This is a genomic window from Mesorhizobium sp. M1428 (assembly GCF_040317515.1).
Lineage (GTDB): Bacteria > Pseudomonadota > Alphaproteobacteria > Rhizobiales > Rhizobiaceae > Mesorhizobium.
Genome location: NZ_JAMYKT010000013.1, coordinates 142,929 through 167,921, shown reverse-complemented (window position 1 = coordinate 167,921; position 24,993 = coordinate 142,929). Strand labels below are relative to the sequence as shown.

The following is a 24,993-nucleotide window of genomic DNA, read 5'->3' as shown; positions in this document are numbered from 1 at the left end:
TCGGCCTTTTTTGTTCGCAGGATAGTCGCTTCAGCCGATCTTCTGCCCGGTCTTTGCCCAGTCGGCGAGGAACAGCTCCAGGCCCTTGTCGGTCAGCGGGTGCTTGACCAGTGCCTTGAGTGTCGCCGGCGGCGCGGTGATGACGTCGGCGCCGATCAGTGCCGCCTGCTTGACATGGTTCACGGTGCGCACAGAAGCGGTCAGGATTTCGGTCTGGAAGTCATAATTGTCGTAGATGGTGCGGATATCGGCAATCAGCTCCATGCCGTCCCAGCCGCTGTCGTCGATGCGGCCGACGAAGGGCGAGATGAACGAGGCGCCGGCCTTGGCGGCAAGCAGCGCCTGGGTGGCCGAGAAGCAAAGCGTGACGTTGACCATGCGGCCGTCCGACCGGATGTCCTTGCAGGCTCTCAGGCCGTCGAGCGTCAGCGGCACCTTGATGCAGACATTGTCGGCGATCCTGGCCAGGATCTTGGCCTCCGCCATCATGTCCTTGTATTCGGTGGCGACGACTTCGGCCGAGACTGGGCCCTTGACGATCTCGCAGATCTCTCTTGTGACGTCGGCGATCTTGCCGCCGGATTTCAGGATCAGCGACGGATTGGTGGTTACGCCGTCGAGCAGCCCCAAATCGTTCAGCTCGCGGATTTCCTTGACATCGGCGGTGTCGACAAAAAATTTCATGGCGGTCTCCTGAAGATTTTTCATGTGCACGTCATGCACATTCGGGGTCGGACTTTGATCTAGACCAAAGTCGGGGCAAGGTCACGCCTCATGATCGAAGATTCGCCCTTTGTCGCGGCCGCACCGGTGCTGGTGCCGATGCCCGCCGAGCGCCCCTACACCTATGCCGTGCCGGCTGGCATGCACGTGGTGCCGGGCTCGATCGTGCGCGTTCCGCTTGGGCCCCGCCAGGTCGCCGGCATCGTCTGGGACGGCGCCGTCGAAAAGGTCGACGCGAAGAAATTGCGGCCGATCGAGCAGGTTTTCGACTGCCCGCCGATCGACCGCGCGATGCGGCGTTTTGTCGATTGGGTAGCGCAGTACACGCTGTCGCCGCCCGGCATGGTGGCGCGCATGCTGCTCAGGGCGCCGGAGGCGTTCGATCCGGAGCCGTGGATCGAAGGACTACAGCGCACCTTCGCCAAGCCCGACCGGATGACGGAGGCGAGGACGCGCGTGCTGGAGACGGCCGAAGGCGGACTGGCCTGGACGCGATCGGGCCTGGCGCATGCGGCAGGCGTGTCGTCGACGGTGGTGGACGGGCTCCGGGCGCAGGGCGTATTCGAGACGGTGATGATCCCGCCGCGGCCGGTGGTCGCAGCACCCGATCCCGGCTACGCCGTGCCGACACTGATGCCCGACCAGAGCGATGCCGCCGAGACGCTGCGCGCCAATGTCACGACCGGTACATTCGGCGTCACCCTGCTCGACGGTGTAACCGGATCCGGCAAGACGGAGGTCTATTTCGAGGCGGTCGCGGCCGCGCTCGATCGTGGCAAGCAGGTGCTGATCCTGCTGCCGGAAATTGCGCTGACCCAGGCCTTCCTCGAACGCTTCCAGGAGCGGTTCGGCGCCAAGCCGGCGGAGTGGCACTCGGACCTGCCGCCAAGGATGCGCGAAAAGGTCTGGCGGCAAGTAGCGGAAGGCGGCGTGCGGGTCGTCGCAGGCGCACGCTCGGCGCTGTTCCTGCCGTTCAGGGAGCTTGGATTGATCGTCGTCGACGAAGAGCACGATCCCGCCTACAAGCAGGAGGATCGCGTCTTTTACAATGCCCGCGACATGGCCGTGGTGCGCGGCCATATCGGCGGTTTTCCGGTCGTGCTCGCTTCGGCCACACCGTCGGTCGAAAGCCGGGTCAATGCCAGCCAGGGCCGCTACAGCAGGGCGGTGCTTTCGGCGCGCTTTGCCGAGGCGGCACTTCCCGATCTCAAGACGGTCGACATGCGCCGCGCGCCGCCGGCACGCGGCGGCTTCCTGTCGCCGGTGCTGCTCGGCCATATGGGGCAGACGCTGGAAAGAAAGGAACAGTCGCTGCTGTTCCTCAACAGGCGCGGCTATGCGCCGCTGACGCTCTGCCGGGTCTGCGGCCACCGCTTTGGCTGTCCGGTCTGCTCGGCCTGGCTGGTCGAGCATCGCTTTCGCGGCCAACTCGTCTGCCATCATTGCGGGCACAATGAACGCCGGCCAGAGGCCTGTCCGGAATGCGGCACGCTCGATCATCTCGTCGCCTGCGGGCCGGGTGTCGAGCGCATCGCCGAGGAGGTCGTCGCGCATTTCCCCGATGCCCGCACCATCGTGCTGTCGTCGGACCTGATGGGCGGCGTGCGGCGGCTGCGGCTCGAGCTTGAAGCCATCGCCAATGGCGAGGCCGACATCGTCATCGGCACGCAACTCGTCGCCAAGGGCCATAATTTCCCTAACATGACGCTGGTCGGTGTGGTCGATGCCGATCTCGGCCTTGCCAATGGCGACCCGCGGGCCGCCGAGCGCACCTTCCAACTGCTCAGCCAGGTGACCGGCCGCGCCGGCCGCACCGGCAAGAAGAGCCTCGGCCTGCTGCAGACCTTCCAGCCAGACCACCCGGTGATGCGCGCGATCGTCTCCGGCGATGCCGAGGCCTTCTACGAGCGCGAGATCGCCGAGCGTGAGCGGGCGGGGCTGCCGCCCTTCGGCAGGCTCGCCGGCGTCATCGTCAGCGCGGCGACACGGGCCGAAGCCGAAGGGCACGCCCGTGGCCTGCGTCGCGCCGCGCCGCAAGCCACCGATCTGTTCGTGCTCGGCCCGGCCGAGGCGCCGCTGTCATTGATCGGCGGCCGCCATCGCTTTCGCCTGCTGATCCAGGGCGAACGGCGCGCCGACATGCAAGGGTTCATTCGCACCATGCTGGCCGAGGGGCCGAAGATAAGGGGCTCGGTGCGAGTCCAGGTCGACATCGACCCGCAGAGCTTTTTGTAAGGTGTCGAATTACCCTTTCGTGACGCGTTCGGCGAATGGGTTCAGGTAAGGCACGTCGAGAATCGCAAAATGCCGGGTGTTGGCCGTCAAAACTGACAGGCCGTGTAAACGGGCAGTAGCTGCGATCAGGACGTCCGCCAGACCCGGATTGGCGCCTCTGGCGATAGTGGCGTCTTCCAGTTTTCCGGCTTCTCGTGCGATTGCTAAATCGATGGGAAGGATGCGCTGGTTGAACTCTAGAAGCAACCTTTCGAACCACTCATTGATGCGCTCTGCCTTCATATGCCCGCCCGCCCGCTTCAGTTTCGCGATTCCTCGTTCCATCTCCAAGATGACGATCGACGAGAGCTGCCAAGAGCCGCGTTCTCCTTGTTCGGCAACCCAGGTCTGCACGTGTGACGGAAGCAGAGGCCGACCAGGTGCAAATGCCGAGAGAAAAGACGTATCAAGCAGATAACCGGTCAAAACTCCACTTCCCGCGACGGCGATTCGTTTCGCTCAAGCTCGATGCCGCCTGGATACTGAAGCAGGAAATCCACGAAGTCTTTTTGGCTGTTCTGCGGATAAAGTTTCCGTCCCTCACCGATCGGCACCACCATGACTGCGGGCTTGCCGTGCTTGGTGATAACCGTGGGCTCACCGTTCTCAGCAGCCTCCACGAGCGCGGAAAGGCTGGCCTTTGCCTCTCGTAGTTGCATCGTCTTCATGCGCGGAACCCCTTGTGGTCTCATGTAGTCACAATATAGGAATTGTGCAGAAAAAAACAGCCCGTTGTGTAACGTCCTGTTAGCCCGGTCGAGAAAACGGTCGCGCCCGCGTTGGGCTGACGCGCCCTGCAAATTGCCGACGGCCCATCTGGCGTATGTCTCTTGCTTCGCTAGAATGCCCGAAATTTTGAATATCCATTTACGAGGGGACAAGATGGAATTTGCGTTTCCGTGGCCGATGAGCCAGGGCGAGTGGCTGGCATGGTCGAGCGCCGTGGTGACCCTGCTGTTCGGCCTGCTGCTGTTCCTCGCGCCAGGGCTGGCCTTCCGGATTCTCAGGCTGCAGGTCAAGCCCGAGAAGGCGGCGGCGATCGCCGAGGGGCGCGGCCGGATGTCGGGGTTCTATCTCGGCGTCAGCCTGTGCTGCATCCTCCTGGCGCAGCCGCTGCTCTACATGGCGCTCGGCTTCTCCTGGCTGTTCACCGCCTTCGGCCGGCTGCTCTCGATGATGTCGGACGGCGCCAACACGCCGTTCAACTGGGCATCGATCGTCGTCGAGCTGGTGCTGGCGGCGCTGCCGCTTGCCTTCGCCTTTGGCTTTTTGCCCTGAATCAGGGATCAATCCGGGGTTGGTTGCTGAACTCGGCCAGCGGATGCGACAATAGTGCCTGAAAACCATGCCGGACGACGCATTGCGGTCTGAAAATGCCTGTGCTAGACGGCAATCGACTTTCGACCGGGGATAGCGGAAGCCGCGCCTCCGTGCTTGGAAAAATGCAGTAAGGTCAAAGATTTAGCCAGAGTTTTTGCTCGCGCCAACAATCTGCGGCCTGTCAGACAAGAGAAAAGACGGTCCGTGGCCCAATCGTCATCGCCAATCTCAGGTGTCGCAGAACGCTATGCGGGTTCGCTGTTCGAGCTCGCGCTGCAGGCCAATTCGGTCGCCAGCGTCGAGGCCGACCTCAATAGTTTCGACGCCATGCTCGAAGGTAGCGCTGACCTTTCGCGGCTGATCAGGAGCCCTGTCTTCTCCAGCGAGGACCAGGCCAAGGCGATCGCCGCGATCGCCGACAAAGCAGGGATTACCGGCCTCACCGGCAATTTCCTGCGCGTCGTTGCCCAGAATCGCCGGCTGTTCGCCGTGCCCGGCATGATCAAGGCCTTCCGCCAGATCGCAGCCGAACACCGCGGCGAGACCGCTGCCGAGGTCACCTCGGCGCATGCGCTGACGCCTGCCCAGGAAACCGAGCTGAAAGCAGCGCTGAAAAGCGTCGCCGGCAAGGATGTGGCGATCACGGTCACCGTCGATCCGTCGCTGCTCGGCGGACTGGTGGTCAAGATCGGCTCGCGCCAGATCGATACGTCGCTCAAAACCAAACTCAATTCGCTCAAGCTTGCACTGAAAGAGGTCGGCTGATGGACATCCGCGCCGCGGAAATTTCCGCAATTCTGAAAGACCAGATCAAGAATTTCGGCAAGGAGGCCGAGGTCTCCGAAGTCGGCCAGGTGCTGTCCGTCGGTGACGGTATCGCCCGCGTCTACGGCCTCGACAATGTCCAGGCCGGCGAGATGGTCGAGTTCCCCGGCGGCATCCGCGGCATGGCGCTCAACCTGGAAGCCGACAATGTCGGCGTCGTCATCTTCGGCGCCGACCGCGACATCAAGGAAGGCGACACCGTCAAGCGCACCGGCGCCATCGTCGACGCGCCCGTCGGCATGGGCTTGCTCGGCCGCGTCGTCGACGCGCTCGGCAACCCGATCGACGGCAAAGGCCCGATCCAGGCCACCGAACGCAAGCGCGTCGACGTCAAGGCGCCTGGTATCATTCCGCGCAAATCGGTGAACGAGCCGATGTCGACCGGCCTCAAGGCCATCGACGCGCTGATCCCGGTCGGCCGCGGCCAGCGCGAGCTGGTCATCGGCGACCGCCAGACCGGCAAGACCGCGATCATCCTCGACACCATGCTCAACCAGAAATCGGTGCACGACAACGGCCCTGAGAAGGAAAAGCTGTACTGCGTCTATGTCGCCGTCGGCCAGAAGCGCTCGACCGTGGCGCAGTTCGTCAAGGTCCTGGAAGAGCGCGGCGCGCTCGACTATTCGATCATCATCGCCGCGACCGCCTCCGATCCGGCGCCAATGCAGTTCCTGGCGCCGTTCACCGCCTGCACCATGGGCGAATATTTCCGCGACAACGGCATGCACGCGCTGATCAGCTACGACGATCTATCGAAGCAGGCCGTCGCTTACCGCCAGATGTCGCTGCTGCTGCGCCGCCCGCCGGGCCGCGAAGCCTATCCCGGCGACGTTTTCTACCTCCACTCGCGCCTGCTCGAGCGCGCCGCCAAGCTCAATGACGAAAACGGCGGCGGGTCTCTGACGGCGCTGCCGATCATCGAGACGCAGGCCAACGACGTTTCGGCCTACATCCCGACCAACGTCATCTCGATCACCGACGGCCAGATCTTCCTTGAGACCAATCTGTTCTTCCAGGGCGTCCGTCCGGCGGTCAATGTCGGCCTGTCGGTGTCGCGCGTCGGCTCCTCGGCGCAGATCAAGGCGATGAAGCAGGTTGCCGGGTCGATCAAGGGCGAGCTCGCGCAGTACCGCGAAATGGCTGCTTTCGCGCAGTTCGGCTCCGATCTCGACGCCGCCACGCAACGCCTGCTCAACCGCGGCTCGCGCCTGACCGAGCTTTTGAAGCAGCCGCAATTCTCGCCGCTTAAGGTCGAGGAGCAGGTCGCGGTGATCTTCGCCGGCGTCAACGGCTATCTCGACAAGCTGGCGATCAACCAGGTCGGCAAGTTCGAGCATGGTCTGTTGTCGCATATGCGCTCGGCCGGCAAGGACGTGCTCGACGGCATCCGCAAGGAGAAGGCGCTGTCCGACGATCTGCGCGCCAGGCTGAAGGCAGAAATCGACGCCTTCGCCAAGACCTTTGCTTGAGCAGGACGGACGGGATCAGGTTTGAAGCATGCCTTCGTTAAAAGACCTTCGTAACCGTATCGCCTCGGTCAAGGCGACGCAGAAGATCACCAAGGCGATGCAGATGGTCGCCGCGGCGAAGCTGCGTCGTGCGCAGGAAGCGGCGGAAGCGGCACGTCCCTATTCGGAGCGCATGGGCGCGGTGCTGGCCAACATCACCCAGGCGATCGGTGGCGGCGGGGATGCCCCGGCGCTGATGACCGGCACCGGCAAGGACGACGTACATCTGCTTGTCGTCTGCACGGCCGAACGCGGTCTGTGCGGCGGTTTCAATTCGCAGATCGCCCGCTTTGCCCGCGACCACATCCGCAAGCTTCTGGCCGACGGCAAGCAGGTCAAGATCATCTGCGTCGGCAAGAAGGGATTCGACATATTGCGCCGCGACTACGGGGCGCTGATCATCGAGCGTGTCGACCTGCGCGAGGTCAAGACGCTGGGCTTCGTCAATGCCGATGCCATCGCCAAGAAGGTGATCCACCTGTTCAACGAAGGCGGCTTCGACATCTGCACGCTGTTCTATTCGCAGTTCAAGTCGGTGATCAGCCAGATCCCGACAGCGCAGCAAATTATCCCGGCGGGCGTCGCTTCGGCTGCCGCGGAAGTGAAGGATGGCGGCAGCGCCGTCTACGAATACGAGCCGGAGCCGGGCGAAATCCTCTCCGATCTCATCCCGCGCAACATTTCCGTGCAGGTTTTTCGCGCGCTGCTCGAGAATGCTGCCGGCGAGATGGGCGCCAAGATGAGCGCCATGGACAATGCGACGCGCAACGCCGGCGACATGATCAACAAATTGTCGATCACCTACAACCGCCAGCGGCAGGCGCAGATCACCAAGGAATTGATCGAAATCATTTCGGGCGCCGAGGCGCTCTAGGCACGCTCACAAGGAGGTCATCGACCTCAGGCGTGTGAGAAACAAAGAGACGAAAAGGGTAAAGACGATGGCGAAAGCAGCGACCCCGAAGACGGCAGCCCCTAAGGCCGCGGCACCAGCAAAGGCTCCGGCAGCTGCAAAGGCCGCTCCGGCCAAGAAGGCGGCACCAACCAGGGCCGCCGCTGTGAATACGCCGGCCGCCACCATCAAGAAAACCGGCCTGGCAGGCAAGGTTCGCCAGGTCATCGGCGCCGTTGTCGACGTCCAGTTCGGCGAACATCTGCCGGCGATCCTGAACGCGCTCGAGACGATCAACGTCGGCAATCGCCTGGTGCTAGAGGTGGCCCAGCATCTGGGCGAAAACACCGTGCGCTGCATCGCTATGGACTCGACCGAAGGTCTGGTCCGCGGCCAGGACGTCTATGACACCGGTGCACCGATTACCGTGCCGGTCGGCCCGGGCATGCTCGGCCGCATCATCAACGTCATCGGTGAGCCGGTCGACGAGGCAGGCCCGGTCGACGGCATCGAGATGCGCTCGATCCATCAACCGGCACCGACCTATGTCGAGCAGTCGACGGAAGCGCAGATCCTGGTCACCGGCATCAAGGTGCTCGACCTGCTGGCACCCTATGCCCGCGGCGGCAAGATCGGCCTGTTCGGCGGCGCCGGCGTCGGCAAGACGGTGCTGATCCAGGAACTGATCAACAACGTCGCCAAGGCGCATGGCGGCTTCTCGGTGTTCGCCGGCGTCGGCGAGCGCACCCGCGAAGGCAACGACCTCTATCACGAGTTCATCGAGTCCGGCGTCAACAAGAAGGGCGGCGGCGAAGGCTCCAAGGCCGCGCTCGTCTATGGCCAGATGAACGAACCGCCGGGCGCGCGCGCCCGCGTCGGCCTGACCGGCTTGACGGTTGCCGAATATTTCCGCGACCAGGGCCAGGACGTGTTGTTCTTCGTCGACAACATCTTCCGCTTCACGCAGGCGGGTTCGGAAGTGTCGGCGCTGCTCGGCCGCATTCCTTCGGCCGTCGGCTACCAGCCGACGCTGGCCACCGACATGGGCGCGCTGCAGGAGCGTATCACCACGACGACCAAGGGCTCGATCACCTCGGTGCAGGCGATCTACGTGCCGGCCGACGATCTGACCGACCCGGCACCGGCGACCTCGTTCGCCCACCTCGACGCGACGACCGTGCTCAACCGCGCGATTTCGGAGAAGGGCATCTATCCGGCCGTCGATCCGCTCGATTCGACTTCGCGCATGCTCGACCCGATGGTCGTCGGCGAAGAGCACTACCAGGTCGCCCGCCAGGTGCAGTCGATCCTTCAGCGCTACAAGTCGCTGCAGGATATCATCGCCATCCTGGGCATGGACGAGCTGTCGGAAGAGGATAAGCAGACGGTTGCCCGCGCCCGCAAGATCGAGCGCTTCCTGTCGCAGCCCTTCTTCGTCGCCGAAGTGTTCACCGGCGCGCCGGGCAAGCTGGTCGACCTCGCCGATACCATCAAGGGCTTCAAGGGCCTTTGCAACGGCGACTACGACCATCTGCCGGAGGCCGCCTTCTACATGGTCGGCGGCATCGAGGAAGCGGTCGAGAAGGCGCAGCGCCTGGCCGCTGAAGCGGCCTGATGGTGAATGGTCAATAGCGAATTGTGAATGGGGAGTAGCGGATAGGAAATCGGGGCTGAGTGAAGGTCATTCTTTTTGACCATTCACCATTCACCATTCACCAGTCGCTAAACTGATCATGCCTGAAGCTTTCAAATTCGAACTGGTCTCGCCGGAGCGCCTCTTGGTTTCCGAGCAGGTCGAATCCGTCGTCATCCCGGGCGCCGAAGGCGAGATGACCGTCATGGCGCATCACGCGCCGGTCATGACCACAATCAAGCCGGGCGTCGTCACACTGAGGACCGCGCAAGGCAAGGAAGAGCGCTATGTGGTGTTCGGCGGCTTTGCCGACATCGTTCCGGCCGGCTGCACGCTGCTGGCGGAATCGGCTGTGGCCGTCGGCGACATCGACCGCGCCGACCTTGCCCGCCGCATCCAGGAAGCGAGGGAAGACGCCGCCGACGCCAAGGACGACCAGACCCGCAGCAAGGCCGAGCAGTTCCTTAGCCAACTCACCACGCTAGAAGGTGCCATCCTGCCGGCTTGAGGTTCGCTCAAATGATCGACTGAAAAAGCGGGTTGCCCCGCTTTTTTGTTTGGTGGACAGTCTGGCTGCCTGGGCATTGAGGGGTGGCCGTGACGGAAGAAACAGCGCAACGAGAAACTGCCTCGCGATCCCTGTGGTCGACGGCCCTGGTGTCAGCCTTTGGCGGACCGTTCGGCGGGTTCCTCTGGATCGGCAGCGGCAGACTGGCGGTTGCCAGCATGCTAGTGATCGGCGCCCTCGTTTTCGCGCTTGTCTATATCGGATTTCCGGTATTGCCTGGCGTCGATCTTGCCTGGCCGGCCGATCTTTCAAGTATCGGCTTGATGATCCTGTGGGCAGCGCTTGTCGTGCCGTTCGCGCGCCGATTCAAGCCGGACAGATGGTATGCGCACGGGCTCTGGGTGCTGGTGCTCGTCTTTCTGACCACGTATCCGGCCGCATTTGCAATACGCGCGTTCCTATTCCAGCCGTTTTCGATTCCCTCCGGCAGCATGGTGCCGACGTTGCAGGAGGGCGACTATCTCTTCGTTTCCAAATCCGCGTACGGTTACAGTCGCTACAGCGTGCCCTTCAACGTTCTTTCATTTGACGGGCGGCTGTTCGGCGCGGAGCCCAAACGGGGAGATGTGGTTGTCTTCAAGTTCCCGCCCGATCCGAGCGTGGACTACATCCAGCGGATCGTCGGCTTTCCGGGCGAAAGGATCCAGATCATCGATGGGGTGCTTCACATCAACGATGTCGCGGTGGGACTCGACGATATCGGCACTTTTTCGTCTGAAGAGTTCTCGAAAGCCAAACTTCAACGCGAAACTCTGCCGGGGGGCGTCACCCATTCCGTCCTCGACCTCACCGACAACTCGATTGGTGACAATACGCGCGTGTTTGAGGTGCCCGAAGGCCATTATTTCGTCCTTGGCGACAACCGCGACAATGCCTCCGACAGCCGATTCACTGTCGGCTTTGTTCCCTACGAAAATCTGGTCGGCAAGGCTGTGCGGTTGTTCTGGAATTCCAAGGGCACCGATTATTCATCGCGACAGACGCTGAACGGCCAGGCCAGCAAGTAGCCTCAGGTCGTCAGTGCCTCCACTGCGCGCATGACGCCGCGCAGTTCGGCGAGGCCCTTCAGCCGGCCGATGCAGGAATAGCCGGGGTTCACCTTCTTGCCGATGTCGTCGACGATGGCATGGCCATGATCGGGGCGCATCGGGATCTGCCAGTCCGCGCGGCCTGCCGCCTTGCGCCGCCGCTCTTCGCCAATCAGCGCCGACACGACCGCCACCATGTCGGTGTCGCCGTCGAGGTGCTCGGCTTCGTGGAAGGAGCCGTCGGACTCCTTGGTGACATTGCGCAGATGGGCGAAATGGATGTTTTCGGCGAAGGCCCTGGCCATTGCCGGCAGGTCGTTCTGCGCGCCCGCGCCGTAGGAGCCGGTGCACAGTGTCAGCCCGTTAGCCGGCGAAGCGACGGCGTCGAGCAGCGCGCGGGCATCATTGGCGTTGGAAACGATGCGCGGCAGGCCGAACAGCGAAAAAGGTGGATCGTCGGGGTGGATCGCCATCTTGACGCCGGCCTCTTCGGCCACCGGCACGATCTCGCGCAGGAAGGCAAACAGGTTTTCGCGCAGGCCTTCGGTGGAGACGTCCTTGTAGAGGTCGAGGGCGCGGCGGAAGCTTGCCCGATCGAAGATGAATTCGCGCGCCGGCACCCAGCCGATCAGGTTGCGCTCCAGCCTTGCCTTGTCGCTGTCGCTCATCCCTTGCAGCCGCGCACGCGCGGCCTCGATACGGGCCGGTGGGTGATCGGCCTCCGCCCCTTCTCGCTCGAGGATGAAGACGTCATAGGCGCAGAGCTCAACGACATCGAAGCGCAGCGCCGTGCCGCCATGCGGCATGGGATAATCGAGGTCGGTGCGCGTCCAGTCGGTGATCGCCATGAAATTATAGCAGACGGTATTGATCCCGGCGGCGGCGACGGCGCGGATCGAGGCCTTGTAATTGTCGATCAGGCTGCGCCAGTTGCCGTTGCGGGTCTTGATGTCCTCGTGGACGACGATGCTCTCGACCACATCCCAGGTCAGGCCTGCTGCCTCGATCTCGGCCTTGCGCCTGGCGATCTCGTCCGCCGGCCAGGCGCGGCCGTCATTGAGATGGTGCAGCGCGCTGACGATGCCGACGGCGCCGGCTTGACGGACATGGGCAAGCGTCACCGGATCGTCTGGCCCGAACCAGCGCCAGGTTTGTCTCATGGCTTCTCACTCCCTATGCCAAGCGCCGCGAAGGCAGCGGCAGGTCCGCCCCGCCGCAGGCGCTCAAGATGGGCTGCCGTCAGATCGATCAGTGTCATGCGGTGGGAATGGTCCTTGGCGAAGCCGGCGAGATCGAACATTGCTGTCACCGTTTCGACAGCCGGCCGGCTGCCGAGCGTAAGCCGAGTGTCGATCGGGTCGGTAAAATGGGCTTCCGGCAAGGTTTTGCCGCGCGCCTCGCAAGCGGCGATCCAGGCGGCCACCACCAGCATGAGATGCGCGGGCGGGTCACCGGCACCCAGCCGATCGAGGGCAGAGGCGACGATGCGCTGCGGCAGCTTCTGGCTGCCGTCATTGGCGATCTGCGCCGTGCGATGGGCGAGCGCGGTGTTCGAATAGCGTTCGGCGAGCTGGGCCGTGTAGCCGGCCGTATCGAGTCCGGCGTCCTGCGGCAGCGTCGGGATGGCCTCGGCCCATAGTCCGTCGACGAATTGCCGGATCGCCGGATCGGCAAAGGCGCGGTCGACCGTGTCGTAGCCGCTGAGCAGGCCGAGATAGGCAATTGCCGAATGCGAGCCGTTGAGCAACCGCAGCTTCATGTCCTCGAACGGCCCGACGTCGCCGACCATGGTGACGCCGAACTTTTCCCAGGCCGGCCTGCCCGCCGGGAAATCGTCCTCGACCACCCATTGGCAGAACGGCTCGGTCATCACCGGCCAGGCATCCTCGACGCCGAGCTCGACGGCGATACGCGCCCGGTCGGCGTCGGTGGTCGCCGGCACGATACGGTCGACCATGCTCGACGGAAACGCGACGCCGTCAGCGATGTGTGCGGCGAGCCTGGCATCGCCTGAAGTGGCGAGCCTGGAATCGCGCAGTGCGGCGAATTCGACGAGCAGGCGGTGCAGCGTGGCGCCATTCGCCGGAAGGTTGTCGCAGCAGAGCACGGTGAAAGGCTGGATGCCGGCGGCACGGCGGCGCGACAGCGCTTCGGTGAGGAAACCATGCGCCGTCCGTGGCATTTGCGGGTTAGCCAGATCATGGACGATGTCGGGGTGGGTATTGTCCAGTCCGCCGCCGGCTGCTCTCAGATAGGCCTTTTCGGTGATCGTCAGCGTGACGATGCGGGTGCGCTGATCGGTCAGAGCGGCGAGCACCGCAACCGGATCTTCCGGCGCGACCAGCAGCGACAGGATCGAACCGATGACGCGCAGCTCTTCGCCGATGCTGCTTCTGATCGCCAGCGTGTAGAGGCCATCCTGCGGCGCCAGTGCGTCGCGCGTGTCTGGACTGCGCAAGGACACGCCGACAATGCCCCAGTCCGTCTCTCCCGACGCCATGCAGTCGTCGACAGAGGCCGCCTGGTGGGCGCGGTGGAACGCGCCGACGCCGAGATGGACGATGCCCGGTGCGATGCCGCCGCGGTCGTAGCGCGGAACCGCGACCGAAGCCGGCAGTGCCTTCAGGGTGCTGTTGGAAAGGCGTCTATTGGTCATTGCGCCACGTGTCTGATCGAGATTGTTGGGTCACTGCTGGCAGGCGGCGTAACACCCGATGCCGTCACGCACAATGGGCGATGACCGACGAAAAGTCATCATACAACAACCCAGTTTTTGTATGTTGACATTATTTCTTTCCAACCCTACCGATGTCCAGATTGGGAGGATTACGTGGCCGCATTGACGGATCCGGATTTGCTGTTTCCCGCCGAGGCGCGCCCGCTTTCGCTGGCCCGCGATCTCTATGCTGCGGTCAAGGACCTGCCGATCGTCAGCCCGCACGGCCACACCGACCCGCGCTGGTATGCGCTCAACGAGGCGTTTCCGGATCCGGCGCAATTGCTGATCGTGCCGGACCACTACATTTTCCGTATGCTGTTCAGCCAGGGCGTTCGCCTTGAGGAGCTTGGCGTGCCGACTCTTGACGGCTCGCCGGTGGAGACCGACGGCAGGACGATCTGGCGGCGCTTCGCCGAGCATTACTACCTGTTCCGCGGCACGCCGACCCGGCTGTGGTTCGACCATGTTCTTGCCCACCTGTTCGGCATCGACGAGCCGCTGAATGCCAAGACGGCCGACCGCCATTACGACACGATCGCGATGCTGCTGCAGTGGGAGAATTTTCGCCCCCGAGCGCTGTTCGAGCGCTTCAACATTGAGGTCATCGCGACGACCGAAGGCGCGCTCGACGATCTCAGATGGCACCAGATGATCCGCGACAGCGGCTGGGAGGGCCGCGTCGTCACCGCCTATCGGCCGGACGCGGTCGTCGATCCCGATTTCGAAGGGTTCTCGGCCAATCTCGACCGGCTTGGCGAGATCACCGGGTGCGATACCGGCAACTGGGCCGGCTATCTCGATGCACATCGCCAGCGGCGGGCCTTCTTCAAAAGTTTCGGTGCGACTTCCTCCGATCACGGCCATCCAACGGCCGAAACCGCCAATCTCTCGGATGCCGCCGCGCAGGAGTTGTTCAACCGCATCCGCCGGGGCTCGGACGACGAGCGGGAGCGAAAACTGTTTCGCGCCCAGATGCTGACCGAGATGGCCAAGATGAGCCGCGACGACGGGCTGGTGCTGCAGATCCATCCCGGCTCCTGGCGCAATCATTCGCCGGCTATTTTTCACAAGTTCGGCAGGGACAAAGGCTTCGATATCCCGACCCGCACCGATTATGTGACGGCGCTGAAGCCGTTGCTCGACTGTGTCGGGCTGGAGCGCGACCTCACCATCATCCTCTTCACCCTCGACGAGACGAGCTATGCGCGCGAGCTGGCGCCGCTCGCCGGCGTCTACCCGGCATTGAAGCTCGGGCCGGCCTGGTGGTTCCACGACAGCCCCGAAGGCATGCGCCGGTTCCGTGAGATGACCACCGAAACGGCCGGTTTCTACAACACCGTCGGTTTCAACGACGACACCCGCGCCTTTCCATCCATACCGGCCCGCCATGATGTGGCGCGCCGGGTCGATTGCGCATATCTGGCGCGTCTCGTCGCCGAGCATCGGCTCGGCGAAGACGAGGCGCACGAGCTGGCGCAGGAACTTGCCTATACGCTCGCGAAAAAGGCGTACCGGCTCTAACGGCGCTTGCCGCCATCGTTCAAAACGGGAGGAAACCAATGCTGCATTTTTCGAGATTGGCGGGAGCTACGCTACTTGCCGCCGCACTGCTGGCCGGAACGGCAAGCGCCCAGACGGTCCTGCGCTCCTCCGACACGCACCCGGACGGTTATCCGACGGTCGAGGCGGTCAAATATTTCGGCGAGCTCGTGAAAGAGCGCACGGCCGGCCGCTACGTGGTCGAGATCTATCCTTCCGCGCAACTCGGCGAGGAAAAGGACACGATCGAGCAGGTGCGCACCGGCGTGATCGATCTCAACCGCGTCTCGATGGCGCCGTTCAACGGGCTCATCCCGGAGACCACCGTGCCCTCGCTGCCCTACATCTTCCGTTCGGAAGAGCACATGCACAAGGTCATGGACGGGGCGATCGGCGACCAGATCGCGGCGGCGTTCGACCAGGTCGGGCTGGTGCTGCTTGCCTTTTACGACGGCGGCTCGCGCTCCTTCTACAATTCGAAGAAGCCGATCAACACCGTCGCCGATATGGCCGGGATGAAGTTCCGCGTCATCCAGTCCGACATCTTCGTCGACATGGTGGCGGCACTCGGCGCCAACGCGACGCCGATGCCGTATGGCGAAGTATATTCGGCGATCGAGACCGGGGTCATCGACGGCGCGGAAAACAATTTTCCGAGCTACGACACTGCCAAGCATGCGGAAGTCGCCAAGTACTATTCGCTCGACGAGCACACGATGGTGCCGGAAGCCTTCGTCATGGCGAAGTCGAGCTGGGACAAGCTGACGCCGGAAGACCAGGCGATCTTCAAGGCGGCCGCCAAGGAAAGCGTCGCCAAGCAGCGCGAGCTGTGGACTGCCAAGGTCAAGGAATCGCGCGCCAAGGTCGAGGCGGCCGGTTCGCAGATCACGACGCCGGACAAGCAGCCCTTCATCGACGCGATGGGGCCGGTCTATGAGAAGCATGTCAAGGACGACAAGCTGAAGGCCATGGTCGAAGCCATCAAGGCCGTGCAGTGATCAAGCGGCGGCGCGGACATTCCGCGCCGCCATCCTCCTGGGGAGAAAACCGGTGACTTCCAGCCCAAAACCAACACCGCTCCTGTCGGGCGTCGCGCAAGTGATGTCGCGCGTCAGCACGGCGGCGCTGTCGATCGCCGGCATCGGGCTGGTGCTGATGACCGCGTTCGTCGCCTGGCAGGTGTTCGGCCGCTACGTCCTGAACCGCTCGCCGAGCTGGACCGAGCCCGGCTCGGTGATGCTGATGAGCTGGTTCATTTTCCTCGGCGCTGCCGTCGGTGTGCGCGAGAACTATCATCTTGGCTTCGACGTCCTGCTCTACGTGCTGCCGAAAGGCGGCAAGCGCTGGCTGCGGATGATTTCGGATATTGTCGCGCTCGCCTTCGGCATCGGCATGATCTGGTATGGCAGCCAGCTGGTCGCATTGACCTGGGGCTCCGTCTTGCCGTCACTCGGCATATCGGGAGGCTGGGACTATGTCCCGCTTGTCGCGGGAGGCGCGCTCATCGTGCTTTTCACGCTGGAGCGCATCGTGCTTCGTCTCTCCGGCGCACCGATCGACGATGCCCTCGATGAACTGCCGCCGGCTGAAGTCGCGGCCGAACTCGATACCGCCAAGGTGAAGGTCTGACGCCATGGAACTGTGGATTCTCTTCGGCGTCTTCACTCTGCTGATGCTCATCGGCACGCCGATCGCTTTTTGCCTGGGCGTCGCAAGCCTTGCCACCGTCCTTTATATGGGCCTGCCGCCGCTCATCGTGTTCCAGCGCCTGAATTCCGGCATGAGCGTCTTTTCGCTGCTGGCCATTCCGTTTTTCATCTACGCCGGCGACTTGATGGTGCGCGGCGGCATCGCCAGCAAGATCGTTGCCTTCGCCGGCTCGCTCGTCGGCCATTTGCGCGGCGGCCTCGGCCAGGTCAACATCGCCACCGCCACACTCTTCGGCGGCATTTCCGGCTCGGCGGTTGCGGAGGCAGCGGCGGTAGGCGGCCTGATGATCCCGCAGATGAAAGCGCGTGGATATGGGGCGGACTACGCCGTCAACGTCACGTCGATGGCGGCGCTGATTGCGCTGCTGCTGCCGCCGTCGCACAACATGATCATCTACTCGATCTCGGCAGGCGGAAAGATCTCCATCGCCGATCTGTTCACGGCCGGTATCATCCCGGGCCTGCTACTGGCCCTGTCGCTGATGGTCACCGCCTATATCGTGGCGCGCTCGCGCGGCTATCCGACCGAGGCGTTTCCGGGCTTCACCGCCGTCGCGCATCTTTTCGCCGTTGCGGTGCCCGGCCTGCTGCTGATCGCGATCATCTTCGGCGGCGTGCGATCGGGCGTCTTCACCGCCACCGAGAGTTCCTGTATCGCCGTCATCTATGCGCTGCTCGTGACCGTCTTCGTTTACCGGCAGATGACCTGGGAAGGGTTCGTTCATGCCACCCATGGCGCCGTGCGCACCACGGCCATGGTGCTGCTCATCATCGGCATGGCGGCGGCGTTCTCGTGGCTGATGGCCTTCCTGAAAGTGCCGGCAGCGTTGATAGCCTCCATGAACGCGATCTCGGACGATCCGCTGGTCGTGCTTCTCCTGCTCAACCTCTTGATGCTGTTCCTCGGCACGTTCATGGACATGGGGCCGACGATCATCATTTGCACGCCGATCTTCCTGCCCGTGGCGCAGGCCTACGGCGTCGATCCGGTGCATTTCGGCGTCATCATGATCCTCAATTTCGGCATCGGACTGAACACGCCGCCGGTGGGCGCAGTGCAGTTCGTGGCGTGTGCCGTGGGCAAGATATCCGTCTGGGAATCGATGCGCTCGATCTGGCCGTTCTATGCGGCAGGCCTCGTGGTGCTTGCGCTCGTCACTTACATTCCGGCCATTTCGCTATGGCTGCCGAGTGTCTTCAAATAGGGGGTGCGACATGGCCTCGGATACCGCAGTCGATCTCCGCGTCGAACGAAGACCGAAGCTTTCGGAAACCGTCGTCGCGGCGATCCGCAAACAGCTGCAGGCGGGTGAGATCCAGCCCGGGCAAAAGCTGCCGACCGAGGGTCAGTTGACTGAAACCTTCGGGGTCAGCCGCACCGTGATACGCGAGGCGCTGGCCAAGCTTGCCGCAGACGGCCTGGTCGAGCCGCGCCAAGGCGCCGGCGTCTTCGTCACCGAGCATATCTCGACTGCGTTCGGTGCGCTGGCAGCGGAGATGGGCAGCAAGGACTCGATCGCCCTCAACGTGCTCGAAGTCAGGTTGGCGATCGAGATCGAATCCGCCGGGCTCGCTGCCATCCGCCGCAACGCCGCGCAGGAAGCGGCGATCCAGGAAGCTTTTTTCGAATTCGAACGGCTGCTCCTCAACAGCGAGCCGACGGGACCGGCCGACCTTGCCTTCCACCGCGCTATCGCCAGCGCCACCAACAATCCGTTCTATGTCGAGATGCTCGACGTGCTCGGCCGCCGCGCCATTCCTTGCGACGTGACCTCGCCCTGGTCGACCGAGATCGCCCAATCGGACGCCTATCAGCGCGGCCTGCAACGAGAGCATCTGGTGATCCTCAATGCCATCTCGGCAGGCGATGCCGAGGGGGCCCGGGAGGCGATGCGCGCGCATCTCGGTGCCAGCCAGCAGCGCTATCGCGAGCGCCTGCACGCGCGCCAGGTTTTTTATGCCGACTCGGTCAAGGCCGCGGCAACCGAATAAGCAATTGAGGCAGCCCCATGGGACAGCAATGAATCACACCGACAATCATACCGATTTCACCTCCCGCTTCGCCATCGATCCTGTTTCTGCCGCAGCCATGGGAACGGACGAGCTGCGACACAATTTCCTGATCGAGGACTTGTTTCAGCCCGGCCGCATCAGCCTGACGTACACCCATTACGACCGTATGATCGTCGGCGGCGCCATGCCCGCCGGTACACCCCTGACGCTGCAGGCAATCAAGCCGACCGGGACCAAGAATTTTCTCGACCGCCGTGAGATGATCATTGTCAACGTCGCCGGCGCGGGCATCGTGAAAGCCGGCGGTCAATCCTTCGAGTTGCAGGCGCGCGACATGCTTTATCTCGGCATGGGCACGAATGAGGTATCGTTCGCTGCGACCAACCCGGCTGAGCCGGCAAAATTCTACCTGCTCAGCGCGCCGGCGCATCAGAGCCATCCCAACCGGCTGATCCGCATCGGCGATGCCAAGCGGCTCGATCTAGGCAGCCAGGCAACCTCCAACGAGCGCTCGATCTTCCAGTTCATCCATGCCGATGGCGTAAAGACCTGTCAGCTTGTCGTCGGCATGACGCAGCTTGCCTCCGGTTCGGTCTGGAACACCATGCCATGCCATGTGCATGACCGGCGCATGGAGGCCTATCTCTATTTCGACCTGCCGGAGGCAGCCCGGGTGTTTCACTTCATGGGCGAGCCGGACGAAACGCGCCATCTCGTCATGCGTAACGAGGAGGCGGTGCTGTCGCCGGGATGGTCGATCCATTCGGGCGCCGGCACCTCGAACTACGCCTTCATCTGGGCGATGGCCGGCGACAATGCCGACTATACCGATGTCGACCTGGTAACGATGGAAGAGCTCAAGTGAGCGACCTCTCGGCCTTCAGCCTTGCCGGTAAGCGCATTCTCGTCACCGGCGCCAATACCGGCATCGGCCAGGGCATCGCCGTGTCGGTCGCGCGTGCCGGCGGCGCGGTCGTCGGCGTCGGCCGCTCGGCGATGGACGAGACCGCGGAGAAGATTGCAGCAGCCGGCGGCCGCTTCGAGGCTGTCCGCTGCGATCTTGGCGATGATGCAGCCGCCCAGGCGATGCTTGACCGCGTCTGGGACGACACCGGGCCGCTCGACGGCCTGGTCAACAATGCCGGCATTATCCGGCGTGCCGATGCGGTCGAACTGACCGAAGCCGACTGGGACGACGTCATCGGTGTCAATCTGAAGACGGTATTCTTCCTCAGCCAGCGCTTTGCCAGGCGCGTGCTCGCCGATCCGGCGCGGCGCGGCAAGATCGTCAACATCGCTTCGGTGCTGAGTTTTCAGGGCGGCATCCGCGTCGCCTCCTACACCGCCTCCAAACATGGCGTACTCGGCATTACACGGCTGCTGGCGTGCGAATGGGCGGCAAAGGGCATCAACGTCAACGGCATTGCGCCCGGCTATATCGAGACCAACAACACCGAGGCGCTGCGCGCCGATCCCGACCGCAGCGCGTCGATCCTGGCGCGCATTCCGGCCGGGCGCTGGGGCGCGGCGGAGGACATCGGCGACGCAGCCGTCTTCCTGCTGGCGCCGGCGTCGAACTATATGCATGGCGCGGTGGTGCCGGTGGACGGCGGCTGGCTGGCGCGATGAACAGCGACAATGAGAGTTTGACGATGACCGGAATCAAAATCTTCTCGCATGCCGGCGAGGGTGCGTGGACGCCGACGCCCGACGGCAACTGCCGGCGCGTGCTCCTGCACACCGATGAGCTGATGATGGTTGAGTTCGGATTCGACAAGGGCGGCGTCGGCGCGCTGCATTCGCACCCGCACGTCCAGGCGAGCTACGTCGCCGAAGGCCGCTTCGAAGTCACCATCGACGGCAGGACCGAGATCCTGGAGACCGGAAGCAGCTTCATCGTCCGGTCCAACCTTGTCCATGGCGTCAAGGCGCTGGAGGCGGGACGACTGGTCGACAGCTTCACGCCGCACCGCGCCGATTTCCTCGACTGAGCCGCTGGCGCGAAGATCAGGCAGCCGGTTCTCGGAACGAAAAACCCGCGCCTCCGGAGAGACGCGGGCGTGTTGCCTGGGCGCTTGTGGCGCCGCGGTACTCAAAACATCACCGCAGAACCTGAACCTGCCGAATGATGGTGAAGATAGGATTAACCGCTCCGAGGCGGCGCGATATTCACAGCCAAAGCGAATAGGGGCTGGAACGACGGTCTGATATCGGCCAATGAGAGAGAGGTTCGCTTCAGGCGGTGCCGAGGAGGACCGGAGGGGTCGATAAATGTTCGAATCTGCTGTCCAGGCAATCACTTGGCGATTCGCCGGGAAATTTCGGCAGGTCGTGCCTCCGAAAGTTCTGTAATGCAGGCAGCAGCGAGCATCCCGGCGGAGGATTCCAAGCGGCGCGTCCTGAAGGATGTCTTCGGCTTCGATGACTTTCGTCTCGGCCAGGCGCCCGTTATGGAGGCGCTGCTGGCCGGGCGCCATGTGCTGGCTGTCATGCCGACCGGCGCCGGCAAATCGCTCTGCTACCAGGTCCCGGCGCTGGTGCTGGGCGGGCTCACCATTGTCGTTTCGCCGCTGGTGGCGCTGATGCAGGATCAGGTCGCCGCATTGCGCCTTGCCGGCGTGGCGGCCGATACGATCAATTCCTCGCTCGACCGCGACGCCAATGTCGCTGCATGGCGCCGCGTCGCGGCAGGCCAGACACGCCTGCTCTATCTTGCACCGGAGCGGCTAATGACGGTGCGAATGCTCGAGGCGTTGACCAAGCTCGATGTCCGGCTGATGGCCATCGACGAGGCGCATTGCATCTCGCAATGGGGACCGGCGTTCCGGCGCGAATACGAAGAGTTGTCGAGACTACGTGATGTCTTCCCGAAAGTGCCGATCATTGCGTTGACGGCGACGGCGGACGAGGCGACGCGCACCGACATTGCCGCGCAACTGTTCGATGGGCGCGTCGATACCGTGGTGCTCGGCTTCGACCGGCCGAACATCAAGCTAAGCATCGAGCCCAAGCAGGACAGCAAGCGCCAACTGCTAGGCTTCGTGCAGCGCCATGCGGGCCGCAGCGGGATCGTCTATTGCCTGTCACGCAAAAAGACCGAGGAGATGGCGGCGTTCCTCGAGCGGAACGGCGTACGCGCGCTCGCCTATCATGCCGGCATGAGCAAGGACGCGCGCGAAGCGAATCAAAACGCTTTCATGACCTTGTCCGGCGTGGTGATGGTAGCGACCATCGCCTTCGGCATGGGGATCGACAAGCCGGATGTCGCCTATGTCTTCCACACCGACCTGCCGGGCAGTCTTGAGGCCTATTATCAGGAAATCGGGCGGGCGGGCCGCGACGGGCGAGCGGCCGAGGCACATATGCTCTTCGGTCTCGGCGATATCCGCATGCGCCGGCTTTTCATCGAAGACGAGGACGCACCGGCTGAGCACAAAAGGCGCGCGCATGGCCGGCTCGATACGCTGATCGGCTATTGCGAGACGACGCAGTGCCGCCGCCAGATCCTGCTTGGCTATTTCGGCGAAAATGCTTCGCATTGCGGCAATTGCGACAACTGCCTCGACCAGGCGCCGCATGCGGATGGCGAGGCGGAGGCGCGGATCATCCTGGCGGCGATCACACAGACCGGCGAGCGCTTTGGCGCCGCCCATGTCGTCGATGTTCTGCTCGGCCATGAGACCGAGAAGGTCCTGGACAGGAACCACCATAGGCTTGCCAGCTTCGGCACCGGTGTGGCGCACAAGAAAAACGTGTGGCTGTCGCTGGTCCGCCAGCTCGTCGCGGGAGGGTTCCTGACATTGGACCCAGCCGGCCATGGCGGCCTCGCCATTGCCGAGAAGGGCCGTGCGCTGGCTCGGGGCGAGGCCTCGTTCCGGTATCGCGTGGACGCGCGCCAGTTATCGCGAGGCAAGATACGGACCGTACAGGATACCGCAGCAGGCACGGAAGGTCTGGATTCGGCGCTGCTGGCCGCGCTCAAGGCGGTACGGCTGCGTCTTGCCCGCGAACGCCAGGTGCCGGCCTTCGTGGTCTTTTCGGATCGTACACTGATCGATATGGCCGAACGCTGCCCGCGTGATCTGGACGCCTTCGCCGCGGTCAACGGCGTCGGCGCCGCCAAGCTCAAGGATTTCGGCGAGATATTCCTCGGCGCGATCGCTGCGCATCAATCCGGTCTGTCGGGTTGAAGACCCACTCCAGCGGCGCAATCAGCACCGGCTTCGTCTCGCCGCTGCAATCGCTGCCTCCTGCTGCCGCAAGCGCTCGATCTTCGCACTCTGGCGGGCAGCCACGGTCGCGGCGACACGCTGTCCTCCCAACAGCCAGCTCGGAATGTTGGTGTGGACGACTTTGCCGCGAGCAATGGCCGTTGCCGATATTTCGTCGGCGACCGCGCCTATCGCCACGTTGAGCTCGACGCAACTCATCTTGTCGTATTTCGCAGCATCAAAGGATGCCGGCAAAGGCGATGCGCAACTTGCGACAAACATCAGGCTGCATATTACAGGCGTGGCCGTGGAGATCGCCTTCATTCCCTTATCAAGCACGTTGATGCCGGACGGGCGGATTTCGGAGGGTTCTCGATCTCGGGCGGCGAAGGGCTCCCGAGGTTCCGCGTAACTGAAGCATGTGACCTCTACAACACTCCGTGCTGACCGTCCTGTTTTTCTTCGAAGAATTCCGAGAGAGCCGCTGCCGTCTTGTCGGGGTGCTCTTCCGGGAAAAAGTGCCCGCCTTGGACGGCCCGTCCTTCCACTCTGTCGGCCCATTTCCTCCAGATGACCAGCGGCCCGCCTTCTTGCGCATACCAGTTCTCCAGAGCGCCTTCGCTACTCCATAGCGCCAGTAGCGGACACTCGATGCGACGACCGTTTGCCTGGTTCAGCGCGTCATGTTCACGATCGATCGTCGCAGCGGCGCGATACTCTTCGCAGATTGCATGAATATGCGCGGGATCACGAAGCGCATCAACATAGGCGTCCCTGACCTCTTTGGAGACCATTTTTGCCGACGATCCCCACTGCGTTATCGCATCGTCGACGACGGCATCGGGAGCCGCGCCGATCAGACGTTCCGGCAGGGGCTCCGGCTGGGCAAGAAGGCTCCATGGCCAGAAGCCGAGCGCCAGTCTGGCATCCGCCCGATCCCATGTTGCGGCGGTGGGGATGATGTCGAGGACGGCGATCTTGAGTACTTTGTCGGGATGGTCGAGCGCAGGCGATGGGCAACCCGTCCGCCACGATCATGCCCGGCAACCATGAACCGCTCAAACCCCAGCTGCTTCATGACTTGAACCATGTCGCCGGCCATGGCGCGTTTGGCGTATAGGCTATGATCGGCAGAGGAAACCGGACATCCGCTTCGTCCATAGCCTCGCAGGTCGGCGGCGACCACAGTGAAGCGGGGCGCCAAGGCTTCGGCGATATCCCTCCACATCAGATGCGTCTCTGGAAAACCGTGAAGAAGCAGTAGCGGCGGACCGGTGCCACCGACCCTTGCGAAGATGGTCGTATCGTCTAGTTCCAAGCTGGTGGCTCTGAAACCTGCAAACACCGTCAGCCTCCTCCGCGCCCTTAGGAAAGCTCCCTAAGGGCGCAAACGGCCGCCTGAGGCGAAAACCCCGGCCGCGATGGCCAGGGTTCATGCCGGCCAGTTGCTAGAATCGAAACCAGACCCAGACGCGCCTGCGGAAGCACCGCCTACGCCGATAGCCATTTCGCCAGTAAACGCGACAGACCCTTCTCCAAGCGCGCCGGCGGCGGCGACGCGGCCGGTGCCACCGGCGATGATAGATTGGTTGCAACTCTGCTTGAGTTTCGTCGTCGTCGAAGGTCTCGACATCCGGCGCCTCGAGTTCATCGAGAATGCCGCTTCTGGCAGTTGGAACGCCGGCCACTGCGTTGATTGGCCGAACTGTGCTTGCAAGGGCCGCAGCCCCCGCAATGCCAAACATTCCTGTCAAAAATAGTCGCCGATCCATGGAAACCTCCCGATCTCAACCAGCGATAGAACAAGGCTAACGATGGGGAGATAGCGCAGTCGGTGCAAACGCCTAGAGCCGCGCGGCGATTGCGATGATCCGGTCGGCCGGAGGGTGTCGCCGCCTGCGAAGTGGGACGGCTACCTCGATCGACAAACACCCCGCTTTTGAATGGATGGGGGCCGAGAAACAATGAAGATCGAATGACGTCTACGCCATAGCCACCCGATTTCACGCTACTCTCTCCTTGGTTCGCCGC

At 63.3% G+C, this 24,993-nt stretch carries 23 protein-coding genes and 1 pseudogene; 17 read left to right on the top strand and 7 right to left on the bottom strand.

All coding sequences use genetic code 11. The features are described 5' to 3' along the window. Positions 1–30: 30 nt before the first annotated feature. Positions 31–684 (bottom strand): fructose-6-phosphate aldolase, encoded by a 654-nt coding sequence (gene fsa / locus NKG60_RS19790; RefSeq protein ID WP_023678103.1) that lies wholly within the window; start codon positions 682–684, stop codon positions 31–33. Between the two features lie 90 nt (positions 685–774). On the opposite strand from fsa, the gene NKG60_RS19785 reads away from it, so the two are divergent. Further along, positions 775–2,958, top strand: a complete 2,184-nt coding sequence (locus NKG60_RS19785) for a primosomal protein N' (RefSeq protein ID WP_352975371.1) — start codon at positions 775–777, stop codon at positions 2,956–2,958. Positions 2,959–2,967: 9 nt separating this feature from the next. Here the strand turns inward: NKG60_RS19785 and NKG60_RS19780 are convergent, their stop codons facing one another. Together NKG60_RS19780 and NKG60_RS19775 are read right to left on the bottom strand one after the other, a co-directional pair. Then, positions 2,968–3,423 (bottom strand): type II toxin-antitoxin system VapC family toxin, encoded by a 456-nt coding sequence (locus NKG60_RS19780; RefSeq protein ID WP_352669468.1) that lies wholly within the window; start codon positions 3,421–3,423, stop codon positions 2,968–2,970. Further along, positions 3,420–3,665, bottom strand: a complete 246-nt coding sequence (locus tag NKG60_RS19775) for a type II toxin-antitoxin system Phd/YefM family antitoxin (RefSeq protein ID WP_254018681.1) — start codon at positions 3,663–3,665, stop codon at positions 3,420–3,422. Before NKG60_RS19775 ends, NKG60_RS19780 begins: the two co-directional genes overlap by 4 nt. A gap of 214 nt (positions 3,666–3,879) precedes the next feature. Between NKG60_RS19775 and NKG60_RS19770 the strand changes: the two genes are divergently transcribed. From NKG60_RS19770 to lepB, 7 genes are all read left to right on the top strand, one after another. Beyond that, positions 3,880–4,275, top strand: coding sequence for an AGROH133_08824 family phage infection protein (locus tag NKG60_RS19770; protein WP_352500793.1), 396 nt, complete (start codon positions 3,880–3,882; stop codon positions 4,273–4,275). A gap of 246 nt (positions 4,276–4,521) precedes the next feature. After that, entirely contained in the window at positions 4,522–5,082 is a 561-nt protein-coding gene (locus tag NKG60_RS19765; protein WP_352669465.1) for a F0F1 ATP synthase subunit delta, read from the top strand. Beyond that, a complete protein-coding gene (atpA, locus tag NKG60_RS19760) occupies positions 5,082–6,611 on the top strand; it encodes a F0F1 ATP synthase subunit alpha (protein ID WP_352489181.1) in 1,530 nt (509 codons plus the stop codon). The genes NKG60_RS19765 and atpA overlap by 1 nt, the downstream gene beginning before the upstream one ends. Positions 6,612–6,639: 28 nt before the next feature. Further along, positions 6,640–7,524, top strand: a complete 885-nt coding sequence (locus NKG60_RS19755; RefSeq protein WP_352669462.1) for a F0F1 ATP synthase subunit gamma — start codon at positions 6,640–6,642, stop codon at positions 7,522–7,524. 67 nt (positions 7,525–7,591) lie between these two features. After that, the gene (gene atpD, locus NKG60_RS19750) at positions 7,592–9,157 is read left to right on the top strand and encodes a F0F1 ATP synthase subunit beta (protein ID WP_352669459.1); all 1,566 of its coding nucleotides are present in this window, start codon (positions 7,592–7,594) and stop codon (positions 9,155–9,157) included. Positions 9,158–9,275: 118 nt separating this feature from the next. Continuing rightward, entirely contained in the window at positions 9,276–9,683 is a 408-nt protein-coding gene (locus tag NKG60_RS19745; RefSeq protein ID WP_352669456.1) for a F0F1 ATP synthase subunit epsilon, read from the top strand. Positions 9,684–10,006: 323 nt separating this feature from the next. Further along, positions 10,007–10,750 (top strand): signal peptidase I, encoded by a 744-nt coding sequence (gene lepB, locus NKG60_RS19740; protein ID WP_352669523.1) that lies wholly within the window; start codon positions 10,007–10,009, stop codon positions 10,748–10,750. A gap of 2 nt (positions 10,751–10,752) precedes the next feature. On the opposite strand, the gene uxuA is transcribed toward lepB, so the two are convergent. Beyond that, complete coding sequence (gene uxuA / locus NKG60_RS19735) at positions 10,753–11,931, bottom strand: mannonate dehydratase (RefSeq protein ID WP_352975369.1); 1,179 nt, start codon at positions 11,929–11,931, stop codon at positions 10,753–10,755. Then, positions 11,928–13,427 carry a mannitol dehydrogenase family protein gene (locus NKG60_RS19730; RefSeq protein ID WP_352669451.1) on the bottom strand — a complete coding sequence of 500 codons (1,500 nt, stop codon included), beginning with the start codon at positions 13,425–13,427 and terminating at the stop codon, positions 11,928–11,930. Before NKG60_RS19730 ends, uxuA begins: the two co-directional genes overlap by 4 nt. Before the next feature lie 174 nt (positions 13,428–13,601). Here NKG60_RS19730 and uxaC point away from each other — a divergent pair, with 174 nt between their 5' ends. The 9 genes from uxaC to recQ all read left to right on the top strand — a co-directional run bounded on the left by uxaC (position 13,602) and on the right by recQ (position 22,941). Beyond that, complete coding sequence (gene uxaC / locus NKG60_RS19725; RefSeq protein WP_352669448.1) at positions 13,602–15,011, top strand: glucuronate isomerase; 1,410 nt, start codon at positions 13,602–13,604, stop codon at positions 15,009–15,011. A 38-nt stretch (positions 15,012–15,049) separates the two neighbouring features. Then, positions 15,050–16,027 (top strand): TRAP transporter substrate-binding protein, encoded by a 978-nt coding sequence (locus tag NKG60_RS19720; RefSeq protein WP_352489188.1) that lies wholly within the window; start codon positions 15,050–15,052, stop codon positions 16,025–16,027. Positions 16,028–16,130: 103 nt separating this feature from the next. Continuing rightward, on the top strand, positions 16,131–16,658 hold the full coding sequence (locus tag NKG60_RS19715) for a TRAP transporter small permease (RefSeq protein WP_352669521.1): 528 nt from the start codon (positions 16,131–16,133) through the stop codon (positions 16,656–16,658). Between the two features lie 4 nt (positions 16,659–16,662). Then, positions 16,663–17,943 (top strand): TRAP transporter large permease, encoded by a 1,281-nt coding sequence (locus tag NKG60_RS19710; protein ID WP_292656436.1) that lies wholly within the window; start codon positions 16,663–16,665, stop codon positions 17,941–17,943. Between the two features lie 10 nt (positions 17,944–17,953). Then, positions 17,954–18,730: a FadR/GntR family transcriptional regulator gene (locus NKG60_RS19705; protein ID WP_352669446.1), complete on the top strand. Its 777-nt coding sequence runs from the start codon at positions 17,954–17,956 to the stop codon at positions 18,728–18,730. Positions 18,731–18,758: 28 nt separating this feature from the next. Then, the gene (gene kduI / locus NKG60_RS19700) at positions 18,759–19,616 is read left to right on the top strand and encodes a 5-dehydro-4-deoxy-D-glucuronate isomerase (protein WP_352669444.1); all 858 of its coding nucleotides are present in this window, start codon (positions 18,759–18,761) and stop codon (positions 19,614–19,616) included. Continuing rightward, positions 19,613–20,380, top strand: coding sequence for a 2-dehydro-3-deoxy-D-gluconate 5-dehydrogenase KduD (gene kduD, locus NKG60_RS19695; RefSeq protein WP_352669442.1), 768 nt, complete (start codon positions 19,613–19,615; stop codon positions 20,378–20,380). Before kduI ends, kduD begins: the two co-directional genes overlap by 4 nt. Positions 20,381–20,403: 23 nt before the next feature. Continuing rightward, positions 20,404–20,742, top strand: coding sequence for a cupin domain-containing protein (locus NKG60_RS19690; protein WP_352669439.1), 339 nt, complete (start codon positions 20,404–20,406; stop codon positions 20,740–20,742). A 360-nt stretch (positions 20,743–21,102) separates the two neighbouring features. After that, entirely contained in the window at positions 21,103–22,941 is a 1,839-nt protein-coding gene (gene recQ, locus NKG60_RS19685; RefSeq protein ID WP_352669437.1) for a DNA helicase RecQ, read from the top strand. A 21-nt stretch (positions 22,942–22,962) separates the two neighbouring features. On the opposite strand, the gene NKG60_RS19680 is transcribed toward recQ, so the two are convergent. Both NKG60_RS19680 and NKG60_RS19675 read right to left on the bottom strand, forming a co-directional pair. Next, positions 22,963–23,181, bottom strand: coding sequence for a hypothetical protein (locus NKG60_RS19680; protein WP_352975366.1), 219 nt, complete (start codon positions 23,179–23,181; stop codon positions 22,963–22,965). Between the two features lie 209 nt (positions 23,182–23,390). Then, positions 23,391–24,307, bottom strand: a pseudogene (locus NKG60_RS19675) (alpha/beta fold hydrolase). Between the last annotated feature and the right edge of the window lie 686 nt (positions 24,308–24,993).